Source organism: Burkholderia sp. 22PA0106, from assembly GCF_047497155.1.
Taxonomy (GTDB): Bacteria; Pseudomonadota; Gammaproteobacteria; order Burkholderiales; family Burkholderiaceae; genus Burkholderia.
Window position 1 is genome coordinate 2,128,450 of the sequence record NZ_CP163163.1, and the last position, 13,785, is coordinate 2,142,234.

The following is a 13,785-nucleotide window of genomic DNA, read 5'->3' on the forward strand; positions in this document are numbered from 1 at the left end:
CGCCCGCGCCGCCCGGAAAGGCTTTCGTCAGAATCATTCGCCGCCTCAGGCGATCTCGAACAGCCCGGCCGCGCCCTGCCCGCCGCCGATGCACATCGTCACCACCACGTACTTCGCGCCGCGCCGCTTGCCCTCGATCAGCGCGTGGCCGGTCAGCCGCGCGCCCGACACGCCGTACGGATGGCCGACCGCGATCGCACCGCCGTTCACGTTGAGCCGGTCGGCCGGGATGCCGAGCGTGTCCTGGCAATACAGCACCTGCACCGCGAACGCTTCGTTCAGCTCCCACAGATCGATGTCGGCAACCTTCAGGCCCGCCTTCTTGAGCAGCTTCGGCACCGCGTACACCGGGCCGATGCCCATTTCGTCGGGCTCGCAGCCGGCCACGGCGAAGCCGCGGAAGATGCCGAGCGGCGTCAGCCCCTCGCGCTCGGCCAGCTTGGCGTCCATCACCACGCAGGCCGACGCGCCGTCCGAGAACTGGCTCGCGTTGCCGGCCGTGATTACGCCGCCGGGCACAGCCGAGCGGATCTTCGCGACGCCGTCGAGCGTGGTGTCGGCGCGGATGCCTTCGTCGGCCGACAGCGTCACCTCGCGCGTGAACAACCGGCCGGTGGCCTTGTCGGCGACGCCCGCCAGCACCGTGATCGGCACGATCTCGGCATCGAAGCGCCCGGCCTCGCGCGCGGCCGCCGCGCGCAGTTGCGACTGCACGCCGTATTCGTCCTGCCGCGCCTTGGCGATGCCGTAGCGCCGGGCGACGTTCTCGGCCGTCTGCAGCATGTTCCAGTAGATCTCGGGCTTGTGCTCGCGCAGCCAGCCTTCCTGGAGCATGTGGTGGTTCATCTCGTTCTGCACGCACGAGATCGATTCCACGCCGCCCGCCACGAACACCTCGCCTTCGCCCGCGATCACGCGCTGCGCGGCCAGTGCGATGGTTTGCAATCCCGACGAACAGAAGCGGTTGACGGTCATGCCCGGCACCGACACCGGCAAGCCGGCGCGCAGCGCGATCTGGCGCGCGATGTTGGCGCCGGTCGCGCCTTCGGGGTTCGCGCAGCCGATCAGCACGTCCTCGACGCGCGCGGGATCGAGCTTCGCGCGTTCGACGGCGGCGGCCACCACATGGCCGCCGAGCGTCGCGCCGTGCGTCATGTTGAGCGCGCCGCGCCACGATTTGGCCAGCGCGGTGCGGGCGGTGGATACGATTACGGCTTCGGTCATGCCTGTCTCCGGGTAGGAATGGCTTGCAGCGCGATGACGCTGCGTTGAATTGGCGTCGGGCTAGGTGAAAGCGCGCTCAGACGCGCACCGCCTCCGACTGCACGCGCGCCACGCCGGCAGCGTCGAGTTCGCGCCAGGCGCGCTCGAGCGAGCCGTTCAGGTCGATGGCGCGGCACGCGTCCTCGATCACGGCGGCCTCGAAGCCGGCCGCGCGCGCGTCGAGCGCCGACCACGCCACGCAGTAATCGGTGGCGAGGCCGCAGCACCACACGCGCTTCGCGCCGAGCGCGCGCAGATAGCCGGCCAGCCCTGTGGGCGTCGTGCGATCGGCTTCGACGAACGCCGAATAGCTGTCGACCGAGGCATCCAGCCCCTTGCGAATCACGAGCCGCGCCTGCGGCACGTCGAGATCGCGATGCAGCGCCGCGCCCGGCGTGTCCTGCACGCAGTGCACGGGCCACAGCACCTGCTCGCCGTACGGCAGCGCGAGCATCGAGAACGGCTCGCGCCCCGGGTGGTTGGCCGCGAACGACACGTGCGCGCGCGGGTGCCAATCCTGCGTGATCACCACCTGATCGAAACGCCGGGCGAGCCGGTTGATAACCGGCACCACGGCATCGCCGTCGGTCACGGCCAGCGCGCCGCCCGGCATGAAATCGTTCTGCACGTCGATCACGAGCAGCACGTCGTCGGTTCGCATCATCGCTTCGCTCCTCAACCGTTGAAGCCCTTGCCGCTCGCGGCCAGCGCCGCAATGGACGACGCCGGTTGCCACGCGTCGCCGTTCGCGCCGGCCGCGTAGCGGCGCATCGCGCGCTCGACGTTGTAGAGGCCGACCGTGTCGGCGTACAGCATCGGGCCGCCGCGCCAGAGCGGGAAGCCATAGCCGGTCAGATAGACCATGTCGATGTCGGACGCCTTCGAGGCGATGCCTTCCTCGAGAATCTTCGCGCCCTCGTTGACGAGCGCATACACGAGCCGCTCGACGATCTCTTCATCCGCGATCGCGCGGCGCTCGACGCCGGCTTGCTTCGAATACGCGAGCACGAGTTCGTCGACCAGCTTCGACGGCTTGGCGCGCCGCTCGCCCGCCTGGTAGTCGTACCAGCCCGCGCCGGTCTTCTGGCCGAAACGGCCCTGCTCGCACAGCCGGTCGGCGATCTTCGAATAGTGCAGATCGGGCTGCTCGACGTAGCGGCGCTTGCGGATCGCCCAGCCGATGTCGTTGCCGGCCAGGTCGCTCATGCGGAACGGCCCCATCGCGAAGCCGAACGCCTCGATCGCGCGGTCGACCTGCGCGGGCAGCGCACCCTCCTCCAGCATGAACAGCGCCTGGCGGATGTACTGCTCGATCATGCGGTTGCCGATGAAGCCGTCACACACGCCCGACACCACGGCCGTCTTGCGGATCTTCTTGGCGACCTGCATGACGGTGGCCAGCACGTCCTTGGCGGTTTGCGCGCCGCGCACCACTTCGAGCAGCTTCATGACGTTGGCCGGGCTGAAGAAGTGCAGGCCGACCACGTCCTGCGGACGCTGTGTGAACGCGGCAATCCTGTTCACGTCGAGCGTCGAGGTGTTCGAGGCCAGGATCGCGCCGGGCTTGGCCACCGCGTCGAGTTGACGGAACACCTGCTCCTTCACACCCAGTTCCTCGAACACGGCCTCGACGATCAGGTCGACGTCCTTCAGGTCGTCGTAGGCGAGCGTCGGCGCGATCAGCGCCATGCGCGCCTCGAGCTTCGCCTCGCTGAGCTTGCCCTTCCTGACCTGCGCCTCGTAGTTCTTGCGGATCGTCGCCAGCCCGCGATCGAGCGCGTCCTGCTGCGTTTCGAGCAGCGTGACGGGCAGCCCCGCGTTCAGGAAATTCATGGTGATGCCGCCGCCCATCGTGCCCGCGCCGATCACGCCGACCCGGCGGATCTCGCGCACGGGCGTGTCGGCCGGCACGTCGGGGATCTTGCTCGCGGCGCGCTCGCCGAAGAACGCGTGACGCAACGCGCGGCTTTCGGGCGTCTGCACCAGCGCGACGAAGCCCTCGCGCTCGTCGATCAGGCCTCGATCGAAGCCGTGCAGCACGCCCGATTCGATCGCGTCGATGCACTTGTGCGGCGCCGGGTAGTTCGGCGCGGCGGCCTTCGCGCTGTTGCGCGCGAACTGGATGAAGCCGGCCGCGTTCGGATGCTCGATCGTGCGGTCGCGCACGCGCGGATGCGGGCCAGGCTGCGCGCCGACGCGCTGCGCGAGCGCCACGGCCGCGTCGAGCAGGTCGCCCTCGGCCAGTTCGTCGAACAGGCCGCTTTGAGCCAGTTGCTCGGACGGCACCGGCGCGCCCGACACGATCATGTTCAGCGCCGTTTCGAGGCCCACCGCGCGCGGCAGCCGCTGCGTGCCGCCCGCGCCGGGCAGCAGGCCGATCTTGACCTCTGGGAGTGCCACCTGGGTGCCGGGCGCGGCGATCCGGTAATGCGCGCCGAGCGCCAGCTCCAGCCCGCCGCCCATCACCACGCTGTGCACGGCGGCCACCACCGGCTTGGCGCTGGCCTCGACCGCCGCAATGGTGGTGTGCAGGTTCGGCTCCTGGAGCGCCCTAGGTGTGTTGAATTCGGTGATGTCGGCGCCGCCCGAGAACGCGCGCCCCGCGCCGGTCAGCACGATCGCCTTGACGGCCGGATCGGCCAGCGCGCGGTCGAGGCCCGCCATCAGGCCGGCGCGCGTCGAATAGCCGAGCCCGTTGACGGGCGGATTGTTGAGCGTAAGGACGGCGACGCCGTCGCGAGTCGTGTAATCCACTGCCATCTGCCTGCCTCCATGCGGTTACGCGGGCCGTTGCGGCGGCGCGTCGTCAGCGTTGACGGTCATTGTGCGCGCACGGCGGCACCGCCGCACGCGAGCAAACCGGAGCAGCATACCCAGAAAAGCACGATCGTTCAATTGAGAGATAAGCCGGGGGACGCAACCTGGAATACGGGCGCGAGCAGGCCCGCCAACCAGGGTGGGAACGCAAAGCCGGGCGGCGGCCGGCCACCCGCACCTCCGGCCCGCCCCGTTCAGGACTGCGCCGGACGCACCGGCAGCGGCTCCATCGGGCAGTCGAGCGCGTCGACGCCGGGCAGCACGTGATCGCGAAACATCTCGCGCAACTTCAGCTTCTGCAGCTTGCCGGTGGCCGTATGCGGCAGCGCATCGACGAACACCACGTCGTCGGGCACCCACCATTTCGCGACCTTGCCGTCGTAGAAGCGGATCAGCTCGTCGCGCGTGACCGTCATGCCGGCGCGCGGCACCACCACCAGCAACGGCCGCTCGGTCCATTTCGGATGCGCGCAGGCGATGCAGGCCGCCTCGGCCACGGCCGGATGCGCCACCGCCACGTTCTCCAGGTCGATCGAGCTGATCCATTCGCCGCCCGACTTGATCACGTCCTTGCTGCGGTCGGTGATGTGCAGGAAGCCGTCGGGGTCGATGGTCGCCACGTCGCCGGTCGGGAACCAGCCGTCGACGAGCGGCGAGGCAGCGCTGTCCGCGCCGAAGTACTGCTCGATGACCCACGGCCCGCGCACCTGCAATTCGCCGAACGCCACGCCGTCCCACGGCAGCGGCTGGCCGTCGTCGCCGACGATCCGCATGTCCACGCCATAGATCACGCGCCCTTGCTTTTCGAGCGAATGGCGGCGCGCGGCCTCGTCGCGCTGCGATTGCGCCCAGGTCAGCCGCGCCAGCGTGCCGAGCGGCGACATCTCCGTCATGCCCCACGCGTGGATCACCTGCACGCCGTAATCGTCCTCGAACGCGCGCAGCATGGCCGGCGGGCAAGCCGAGCCGCCGATCACGGTGCGCGCCATGGTCGTGAAACGTGCGCCGGTTTCCCGCAAATGGTTCAGCAGGCCGAGCCAGACCGTCGGCACGCCGGCCGAGCACGTCACGCGCTCGCTTTCCATCAGTTCGTAGAGCGATTTGCCGTCGAGATCCTTGCCCGGCAGCACGAGCTTGGCGCCGGTCAGCGGCACCGCGTACGGCAGGCCCCAGGCGTTGACGTGGAACATCGGCACGACCGGCAGCACCGCATCGAGCGCCGACAGCCCCATCGCGTCGGGCAGCGCGGCAGCATAGGCGTGCAGCACCGTCGAGCGGTGCGAATAGAGCGCGCCCTTCGGATGGCCGGTGGTGCCCGACGTGTAGCAGAGCGAGGACGCCTGGCGCTCGTCGAGCAGCGGCCAGTCGTAGCGGCCATCCTCGGCGGCCAGCAGCGTTTCGTACGCGAGCAGCGCAACCGACGCTTGGGGTAGATGCGCCTCGTCGGTCATCGCGATCCAGCCGCGCACGTTCGGGCACAGCGGCGCGAGCCGCTCCACGAGCGGCGCGAAGCTGATGTCGAACAGCACAAATTGATCGTCGGCGTGATTGACGATATAGACGAGTTGCTCGGGAAACAGGCGCGGATTGATCGTGTGGCAGACGGCGCCCATCCCGCTGATGCCGTAATAGGCCTCCAGATGGCGATAGCCGTTCCAGGCCAGCGTGCCGACCCGCTCGCCGGGCGCCACGCCAGCCCGCAGCAACGCCTGCGCCAACTGCCTGGCGCGCCGCTCGCAGTCGCGATAGGTGTAACGGTGGATATCGCCCTCGACGCGCCGCGAAACGATCTCGGCGTCGCCCATATGCCGCGCGGCGTGCGCGATCAGCGACGACACCAGCAGCGGCACGTCCATCATCTGGCCCAGCAAGGGCGGGTTCTGCGTCATGCTCATCGTCCAGCTCTCCCGGTTGGATCCGACTTCGACAGGTGTCTCCCTCGCCGCAAGCGGCCCGCGCGGCGCGGACTTACAATATCGGCTTGTGCCGTGCCGTTCAACTTGTCGTTATCCAGAAGCGAACCCCATTTGGCTGCCACCCTCCCCGATCTCGCCGCCTCGCTCGCCGCCCCGCGCGACGACGCGTTCCTCTCGCTCGGCCCCGCGTTCCTGACGCGCCTGCCCGCCGCGCCGCTGCCCGAGCCCTACGTGGTGGGCTTCTCGAGCGAGGTGGCGCGCGAACTCGGCCTCGACCCCGCGATCCGCGACCTGCCGGGCTTCGCCGCGCTGTTCAGCGGCAACCCCACCCGCGACTGGCCCGCCGAGGCGATGCCGTACGCCACCGTCTATTCCGGGCACCAGTTCGGCGTATGGGCCGGCCAGCTCGGCGACGGCCGCGCGCTGACGGTGGGCGAGATCGAGCATGACGGCCGCCGCTTCGAGTTGCAGCTCAAGGGCGCGGGCCGCACCCCGTATTCGCGCATGGGCGACGGTCGCGCCGTGCTGCGCTCGTCGATCCGCGAGTTCCTGTGCTCGGAAGCGATGCACCACCTCGGCATCCCCACCACGCGCGCGCTGGCCGTGACCGGCTCGGATCAGACCGTGATCCGCGAAACCGTCGAAACGGCCGCCGTGGTCACGCGCGTGGCCGAAAGCTTCGTGCGCTTCGGCCATTTCGAGCATTGGTTCTCGAACGACCGGCCCGACCTGCTCAAGCAACTGGCCGATCAGGTCATCGACCGCTTCTACCCGGCCTGCCGCGATACCGAGGATCCGTACCTCGCGTTGCTCGACGCCGTGGTGCAGCGCACCGCCGCGATGGTCGCGCAATGGCAGGCGGTGGGCTTCTGCCACGGCGTGATGAACACCGACAACATGTCGATCCTCGGCCTGACGCTCGACTACGGCCCGTTCGGCTTCGTCGACGGCTTCGACGCGAACCACATCTGCAATCACACCGATCAGCAGGGCCGCTACGCATACCGCATGCAGCCGCGCATTTCGCACTGGAACTGCTTCTGCCTCGCGCAGGCGCTGCTGCCGCTGATCGGCCAGCAACGCACCGATCTCGACGACGACCCGCGCACCGAACGCGCCGTGGAAGACGCGCAGGCCGTGCTGTCGCGCTTCCCCGAAACCTTCGGCCCGGCGCTCGAAGGCGCGATGCGCGCCAAGCTCGGCCTCGCGCTCGAACTGGAAGGCGACGCTGCGCTGGCCAACCAGTTGCTCGAAATCATGAACGGCAGCCGCGCCGATTTCACGCTGACGTTCCGCCGCCTCGCGCAGCTCTCGAAGCACGATGCGTCGAACGACGCGCCGGTGCGCGACCTGTTCATCGACCGCGCCGCGTTCGACGGCTGGGCCGAGCAATACCGCGCGCGGCTGGCCGCCGAAACGCGCGACGACGCCGAGCGCGCCGCCGCGATGAACCGCGTCAATCCGAAATACGTGCTGCGCAACCATCTCGCCGAAACGGCGATCCGCCGCGCCGCCGAGAAGGACTATTCCGAAGTCGAACGGCTCGCACAGATCCTGCGCCGCCCGTTCGACGAGCAGCCCGAGCACGAGGCCTACGCCGCGCTGCCGCCGGACTGGGCGACCTCGCTCGAAGTGAGCTGTTCGTCCTGACGCCGCCGCGCCCCGCATCTCCTGGAGAAACACCACCATGTCCCACGATCACAACGACCGCGACTACCCGTACCAGAAGGACGACGCCGACCTGCGCGAGCGCCTCACGCCGATGCAGTACGAAGTGACGCAGCACGCCGCCACCGAGCGCGCGTTCACCGGCGAATACACCGATGTCGAGGATGCCGGCATCTATCACTGCGTGGTTTGCGACACGCCGCTGTTCGAATCGGGCGCGAAGTTTCATTCCGGCTGCGGCTGGCCCAGCTACTTCAAGCCGCTCAACGGCGAGGTGATCGAGGAGAAGACCGACCGCACCCACGGCATGGTCCGGGTGGAGGTGCGTTGCAATCATTGCGGCGCGCACCTGGGCCACGTGTTCGAGGACGGCCCGCGCGACAAGACCGGCCTGCGCTACTGCATCAATTCGGCTGCGTTAAACTTCGAGCCTGACGCCGGCAATTGATGCAACGCAGCACGCCGCCTTCCGCGGCGCGTTACGTTTGCCTGCCGGCGAAACCCGCCGCACGGGCCGCCATCGCGATGGCCCGGTGCGGCGAAGCCCCATAACGGTGGCGCAGCCCGGCCATCCGGCGCCCGGCGCGTCACCCAGCCCCGATCACCATGAAATTCCTGTTCGATCTGTTTCCGATCATCCTGTTTTTCGTTGCCTTCAAGGTCTGGGGCATTTTCACCGCGACGGCCGTGGCCATCGTCGCGACGCTGTTGCAGGTCGCCTGGTCGGCCTACCGTCACAAGAAGGTCGACACGATGCTGTGGGTCAGCCTCGGCGTAATCGTCGTGTTCGGCGGCGCCACGCTCGTGCTGCACAACGAGAAGTTCATCCAGTGGAAGCCCACCGTGCTGTACTGGCTGTTCGCCGTGATCCTGATCGGCGCGCGCTACCTGTTCGGCCGCAACCTGATCGAGAAGATGATGGGCAAGCAGCTGACGCTGCCGCATCCGATCTGGGACAAACTCAACATCGCGTGGGGGCTGTTCTTCGCCGTGCTCGGCGTGGCGAACCTCTACGTGGTCGATCACTACACGCCGTCGCAGTGGGTCAACTTCAAGCTGTTCGGCACCACCGGCGCGATGTTCGTGTTCATCATCCTGCAGAGCCTGTGGCTCGCGAAATACCTCAAAGAAGACGAATGACGATGTCCGACGCATTTCTCGACGCGACGCCCGACGGGCGCATCGCGCAAATCGAGGCCCGGCTCACCGCCGCCCTCGCCCCCGAATCGCTGCAGATCAGCGACGACAGCGCGCAGCACGCCGGTCACGCGGGTGCCGCAGCCGGCGGGCACTATACGGTCACGATCGTGGCTGCCGCGTTCGCCGGCAAGTCGCGCGTGGCGCGACATCGGCTGGTGTATGATGCGCTCGCTGATGCGATGCAGCGCGGCATTCACGCGCTCGCGATCGTGGCCTACGCGCCCGATGAGTTCAACGTCTCCTCACATTAAGTCTCACTAGGAATTGTTCCCGATGATCCTGAAATCTCCCCGCCTGTGGGTTGCGGCGGCCGCCTTTGTCGCCGCACCGGCTTTTGCTCAAAACGTTGCCGTCGTGAACGGCTCGCCGATCCCGAAAGCGCGCGTCGACGCGATGGTCGCGCAACTTGTCCAGCAAGGTCAGCAGGATTCCGACCAGCTGCGCAAGATGGTGAGCCAGGAGCTGGTCAATCGAGAAATCCTCATGCAGGAAGCGCTGAAGGAAGGCGTGCCGAACCAACCCGACGTGAAGCAGCAAGTGGCGATTGCCCAGCAGACCGTGGTGCTGCGCGCGCTGATCGAGAATTTCGTCAAGCAGAACAAGCCGAGCGACGCCGAGGTCAAGGCGCAGTACGACCAACTGGCCAAGAGCGCGGCCGGCAGCGAATACCACCTGCATCACATCCTGGTCGACAACGAGCAGCAGGCCAAGGATCTGATCGCGAAGATCAAGGGCGGCGCGAACTTCGAGGATCTGGCCAAGCAGTTCTCGAAGGATCCGGGCTCCGCGAAGAACGGCGGCGATCTGGATTGGGCGGACCCGAAGTCGTTCGTGCCGGAATTCGCCAACGCGGCCCAGCATCTCCAGAAGGGCCAAATGACCGATACGCCGGTCAAGACGCAGTTCGGCTGGCACATCATCCGCGTCGACGATATCCGCGCGATCGCCCCGCCGCCGTTCGAACAGGTCAAGGCGCAACTGGCGCAGCAGATCGTGCAGCAGAAGCTGCAGGCGTTCGAAGAGAAGCTGCGCGCGCAAGCGAAGATTCAGTAACGCACGATGGCCGGCGCGATGCCGGCCTCGCGGTGAATCCGGATGCCGCCCTCGGGGCGGCATTTTTCATGGGGCGTCGTTGAACCGTAGCGTGAATCCGGCCTGGGCGTAGTGAGCGACACGCCGAACACACCAGCCGGCGAAAAATCAGTGCGCCCGCCTGCCTTGCCTCAAACCGCCATCGCTTCCCGCAACCGGAACGCCGCCACCGCTTCCCTCAACCCTTGCGCCTGATCCGCCAGCGCATGCGCGGCCGCCGACGCCTGCTCCACCAGCGCCGCATTCTGCTGCGTCACCTCGTCGAGCTGCGTTACCGCCAGATTCACCTGCCCGATCCCGGTCGATTGCTCGCCGGCCGCGCCCGAAATCTCGCCGACGATATCCGTCACGCGCTGCACCGAACCGATGATCCGGTCGATGATCTCGCCCGCGCTGGCCACTTGCGACGAGCCGGCCGCCACGCGCTCGGTGGATTGCGCGATCAGCGTCTTGATCTCGCGCGCCGCCCCGGCCGAACGCTGCGCCAGCGTACGTACTTCGCCCGCCACCACCGCGAAACCGCGCCCCTGCTCGCCCGCGCGCGCCGCTTCCACCGCGGCATTCAGCGCCAGGATGTTGGTCTGGAACGCGATGCCGTCGATCATGCCGATGATCTCGACCACCTTGTTCGAGCTGTCCGCAATCGACTGCATCGTGCCGATCACGTCGCGCATCACCGCGCCGCCTTGCGTGGCCGTCTGCGCGGCGGCACCGGCCAACTCGGACGCCTGCCGCGCGTTCTCGGCGCTGGTCTTCACGGTCGCCGTCAGTTGCTCCATGCTCGCGGCCGTCTGTTCGAGCGACGCGGCCTGCTCCTCGGTGCGCTGCGACAGGTTCAGGTTGCCGGCCGCGATCTGCGCACTCGCGGCAGCCACGCCGACGGCGTTGTGGCGCACGTCGCTGACCACGCGTGCGAGGCTGGCCTGCATCTGCGCGAGCGCGGCCAGCAGCTCGGCCGTTTCGTCGTCGCCGTGCGCGTGCAGGTCCGTCGACAGGTCGCCATCCGCCACGTCGCGCGCGAACGCCACGGCGCGATGCAGCGGCCGCGTCACGGCCCGGCCGAACACGATCCCGCCCGCCAGCCCCAACACGAACACGAGCGCTGCGATCACCAGCGCTGACGACAGTCGCGCGCTGCGCTTCGGTGGCCGCGTCGGCCGCGATACGGGCGTTGTCGGCGGCGATCAATTGCGCGGCCTGGTCGAGCAGCGTCGACGGCGCGCGATCCACGCCGGCCACCACCGCGTCGCCTGCGGCCGGATCTTCGCCGGCCGCCTTGAACGCCTCGAAGCCCTTCCGGTAGCCCTTGCCCATCTCGGCATGCGCTGCCGCGAACTGCGTGACGAGCGTGCGCGCCGCGCCCTCGGGCAACTTCGCCTCGAGCCCGGCCGCCGAATCGGCAACGGCGGCTTCGCGTTTCCGGAACGCGCTCCAGTAGCGGTCGAGCTTGTCCGGGTCCTTGCCGCGCAACAGCGTGTCTTTCCACTCCTGCACCTGAAGCTTGAACTCCACGAGCGTCGCGGACACCATGCGCTCGTTCGCGGCGGCGTCCTGCACGCTGGTGCGATAGGTGTCGATGGCGTCGTTGAGCGTGTGGATACCGTAAAAGGCGCCGGCGGCCATCAACGTCAGAGAAAGGGAAAACGCGAGGGGAATCTTACGGCTGAGCTTCATCGAGGATCTTTTGAAAGGTACTGTCGCATGGAGCATGCGAAGCCTCTGTTAACGGCCTGAAACCGCCGCTTTGAAGGGACGAAAACCGAGGCATAACTCTGACAAATCAATACCTTACTGATGCGACATGACTCGTTCATGTCGCCGAAAGCTTGGGGCCTGACTTCAAAGCAAAACGCCACCCGGAGGGTGGCGTTTCTCAACTGCGGCGACGCAATCGGCAGGCGATGCTCAATCCTCGAGCTGCGACAGATCCCGCACCGCGCCCTTGTCCGCCGACATCACCAGCTTCGCGTACGCCTTCAGCGCCGCCGACACCTTGCGCGGACGCGGCAGCGCCGGCTTCCAGCCCTTCGCGTCCTGCTCGGCGCGACGCTTCGCCAGTTCTTCATCGCTGACCAGCACGTCGATCGTGCGGTTCGGGATGTCGATGCGAATGCGGTCGCCGTTGCGCACCAGGCCGATCGCGCCACCCGCCGCCGCTTCCGGCGAGCAGTGACCGATCGACAGGCCCGACGTGCCGCCCGAGAACCGGCCGTCGGTCAGCAGCGCGCACGCCTTGCCCAGGCCCTTCGACTTGATGTAGCTGGTCGGGTAGAGCATTTCCTGCATGCCCGGGCCGCCCTTCGGGCCTTCGTAGCGCACCACCACCACGTCGCCGGCCTTGACCTGGTCGGCAAGGATGTTCTCGACCGCTTCGTCCTGCGACTCGACCACATGCGCCGGGCCTTCGAACACCAGGATCGATTCGTCCACGCCGGCCGTCTTCACGACGCAGCCGTTCAGCGCGATATTGCCGGTCAGCACGGCCAGGCCGCCTTCCTTGCTGAACGCGTGCTCGTACGAGCGGATGCAGCCTTCGGCGCGGTCGAGATCGAGGCTCGGCCAGCGCGCGTCCTGGCTGAACGCCACCTGGGTGGGAATCCCGCCCGGGCCGGCCATGTAGAACTTCTTCACGGCCGCGTCGTCGGTCAACACGATATCCCACTGCTTGAGGGCCGCGCCGAGGGTCGGAGCGTGCACGGTCGGCACGTCGGTGTGCAGCTTGCCGGCGCGTTCGAGCTCGCCGAGGATCGCCATGATGCCGCCGGCGCGATGCACGTCTTCGATGTGGTACTTGTTGGTGTTCGGCGCGACCTTGCACAGCTGCGGCACGACGCGCGACAGGCGATCGATGTCGGCCATCGAGAAATCGATCTCGGCTTCCTGCGCGATCGCCAGCACGTGAAGAATCGTGTTGGTCGAACCGCCCATCGCGATGTCGAGCGTCATGGCGTTCTCGAACGCCTTGAAGCCGACCGAGCGCGGCAGCACGTTCTCGTCTTCCTGCTCGTAGTACTGGCGGGCCAGTTCGACGATGCGGCTGCCGGCGCGCTTGAACAGTTGTTCGCGATCTGCGTGCGTGGCGACCACCGTGCCGTTGCCCGGCAGCGACAGGCCCAGCGCCTCGGTCAGGCAGTTCATCGAGTTGGCCGTGAACATGCCCGAGCACGAACCGCAGGTCGGGCAGGCCGAGCGTTCGACTTCGGCCACGTCCTCGTCGCTGACCTTGCTGTCGGCGGCCATCACCATGGCGTCGATCAGGTCGAGCTTCTTGATCTGGATGGTGTTGGTGCCGGGCACGGCCAGCTTGGCCTTGCCGGCTTCCATCGGGCCGCCCGACACGAAGATCACCGGAATGTTCAGGCGCATCGCGGCCATCAGCATGCCGGGGGTGATCTTGTCGCAGTTCGAGATGCAGACCATCGCGTCGGCGCAGTGCGCGTTGACCATGTACTCGACCGAGTCGGCAATGATCTCGCGGCTCGGCAGCGAATACAGCATGCCGTCGTGGCCCATCGCGATGCCGTCGTCGACGGCGATGGTGTTGAATTCCTTGGCGACGCCGCCGGCGGCTTCGATTTCACGCGCGACCAGTTGGCCGAGGTCCTTCAGGTGGACGTGGCCGGGCACGAATTGCGTGAACGAATTGACGACCGCGATGATCGGCTTCGAGAAATCTTCGTCCTTCATGCCGGTGGCGCGCCAGAGCGAGCGCGCGCCTGCCATGTTGCGGCCGGCGGTGGATGTTTTGGAACGGTATGCGGGCATTGTTGTGGTAGCGAAACAGAAAGTGACCGGGAAAACGGGGGTCGTGGCGAATGAGGCCTTTGGG

The 13,785-nt window shown here is 67.6% G+C and carries 10 protein-coding genes and 1 pseudogene; 5 read left to right on the forward strand and 6 right to left on the reverse strand.

Going from position 1 to position 13,785, the window contains the following annotated elements:
- Positions 1-45 precede the first annotated feature (45 nt).
- The 4 genes from AB4850_RS24180 to AB4850_RS24195 all read right to left on the reverse strand — a co-directional run bounded on the left by AB4850_RS24180 (position 46) and on the right by AB4850_RS24195 (position 5,975).
- Positions 46-1,224, reverse strand: coding sequence for an acetyl-CoA C-acyltransferase (locus AB4850_RS24180; protein WP_414445501.1), 1,179 nt, complete (start codon positions 1,222-1,224; stop codon positions 46-48).
- A gap of 76 nt (positions 1,225-1,300) precedes the next feature.
- Positions 1,301-1,927: a bifunctional nicotinamidase/pyrazinamidase gene (gene pncA, locus AB4850_RS24185; protein WP_414445502.1), complete on the reverse strand. Its 627-nt coding sequence runs from the start codon at positions 1,925-1,927 to the stop codon at positions 1,301-1,303.
- An 11-nt stretch (positions 1,928-1,938) separates the two neighbouring features.
- Positions 1,939-4,023 carry a 3-hydroxyacyl-CoA dehydrogenase NAD-binding domain-containing protein gene (locus AB4850_RS24190; RefSeq protein WP_414445503.1) on the reverse strand — a complete coding sequence of 695 codons (2,085 nt, stop codon included), beginning with the start codon at positions 4,021-4,023 and terminating at the stop codon, positions 1,939-1,941.
- Between the two features lie 251 nt (positions 4,024-4,274).
- Positions 4,275-5,975 (reverse strand): 3-(methylthio)propionyl-CoA ligase, encoded by a 1,701-nt coding sequence (locus tag AB4850_RS24195; RefSeq protein ID WP_414445504.1) that lies wholly within the window; start codon positions 5,973-5,975, stop codon positions 4,275-4,277.
- 105 nt (positions 5,976-6,080) lie between these two features.
- On the opposite strand from AB4850_RS24195, the gene AB4850_RS24200 reads away from it, so the two are divergent.
- The 5 genes from AB4850_RS24200 (at position 6,081) to AB4850_RS24220 (ending at position 9,917) form a co-directional block, all read left to right on the forward strand.
- Positions 6,081-7,646 carry a protein adenylyltransferase SelO gene (locus AB4850_RS24200; RefSeq protein ID WP_414445505.1) on the forward strand — a complete coding sequence of 522 codons (1,566 nt, stop codon included), beginning with the start codon at positions 6,081-6,083 and terminating at the stop codon, positions 7,644-7,646.
- A gap of 37 nt (positions 7,647-7,683) precedes the next feature.
- Entirely contained in the window at positions 7,684-8,112 is a 429-nt protein-coding gene (gene msrB, locus AB4850_RS24205; protein ID WP_414445506.1) for a peptide-methionine (R)-S-oxide reductase MsrB, read from the forward strand.
- A gap of 158 nt (positions 8,113-8,270) precedes the next feature.
- Entirely contained in the window at positions 8,271-8,804 is a 534-nt protein-coding gene (locus tag AB4850_RS24210; RefSeq protein ID WP_414445507.1) for a septation protein A, read from the forward strand.
- A gap of 2 nt (positions 8,805-8,806) precedes the next feature.
- Entirely contained in the window at positions 8,807-9,115 is a 309-nt protein-coding gene (locus AB4850_RS24215) for a BolA family protein (RefSeq protein WP_414445508.1), read from the forward strand.
- Between the two features lie 22 nt (positions 9,116-9,137).
- The gene (locus AB4850_RS24220; protein ID WP_414445509.1) at positions 9,138-9,917 is read left to right on the forward strand and encodes a peptidylprolyl isomerase; all 780 of its coding nucleotides are present in this window, start codon (positions 9,138-9,140) and stop codon (positions 9,915-9,917) included.
- A gap of 170 nt (positions 9,918-10,087) precedes the next feature.
- On the opposite strand, the pseudogene AB4850_RS24225 reads toward AB4850_RS24220, so the two are convergent.
- Positions 10,088-11,630: pseudogene (locus AB4850_RS24225) on the reverse strand (methyl-accepting chemotaxis protein).
- Positions 11,631-11,861: 231 nt separating this feature from the next.
- Complete coding sequence (ilvD, locus tag AB4850_RS24230; RefSeq protein ID WP_414445510.1) at positions 11,862-13,721, reverse strand: dihydroxy-acid dehydratase; 1,860 nt, start codon at positions 13,719-13,721, stop codon at positions 11,862-11,864.
- Positions 13,722-13,785 lie beyond the last annotated feature (64 nt).

Bases quoted from the DNA above. Each gene is read 5' to 3' on its own strand.
- AB4850_RS24190 (WP_414445503.1), bottom strand. From the start codon at position 4,023: ATGGCAGTGGATTACACGACTCGCGACGGCGTCGCCGTCCTTACGCTC.
- msrB (WP_414445506.1), top strand. From the start codon at position 7,684: ATGTCCCACGATCACAACGACCGCGACTACCCGTACCAGAAGGACGAC.
- AB4850_RS24195 (WP_414445504.1), bottom strand. From the start codon at position 5,975: ATGAGCATGACGCAGAACCCGCCCTTGCTGGGCCAGATGATGGACGTG.
- AB4850_RS24180 (WP_414445501.1), bottom strand. From the start codon at position 1,224: ATGACCGAAGCCGTAATCGTATCCACCGCCCGCACCGCGCTGGCCAAA.
- AB4850_RS24210 (WP_414445507.1), top strand. From the start codon at position 8,271: ATGAAATTCCTGTTCGATCTGTTTCCGATCATCCTGTTTTTCGTTGCC.
- AB4850_RS24215 (WP_414445508.1), top strand. From the start codon at position 8,807: ATGTCCGACGCATTTCTCGACGCGACGCCCGACGGGCGCATCGCGCAA.
- AB4850_RS24220 (WP_414445509.1), top strand. From the start codon at position 9,138: ATGATCCTGAAATCTCCCCGCCTGTGGGTTGCGGCGGCCGCCTTTGTC.
- pncA (WP_414445502.1), bottom strand. From the start codon at position 1,927: ATGATGCGAACCGACGACGTGCTGCTCGTGATCGACGTGCAGAACGAT.
- ilvD (WP_414445510.1), bottom strand. From the start codon at position 13,721: ATGCCCGCATACCGTTCCAAAACATCCACCGCCGGCCGCAACATGGCA.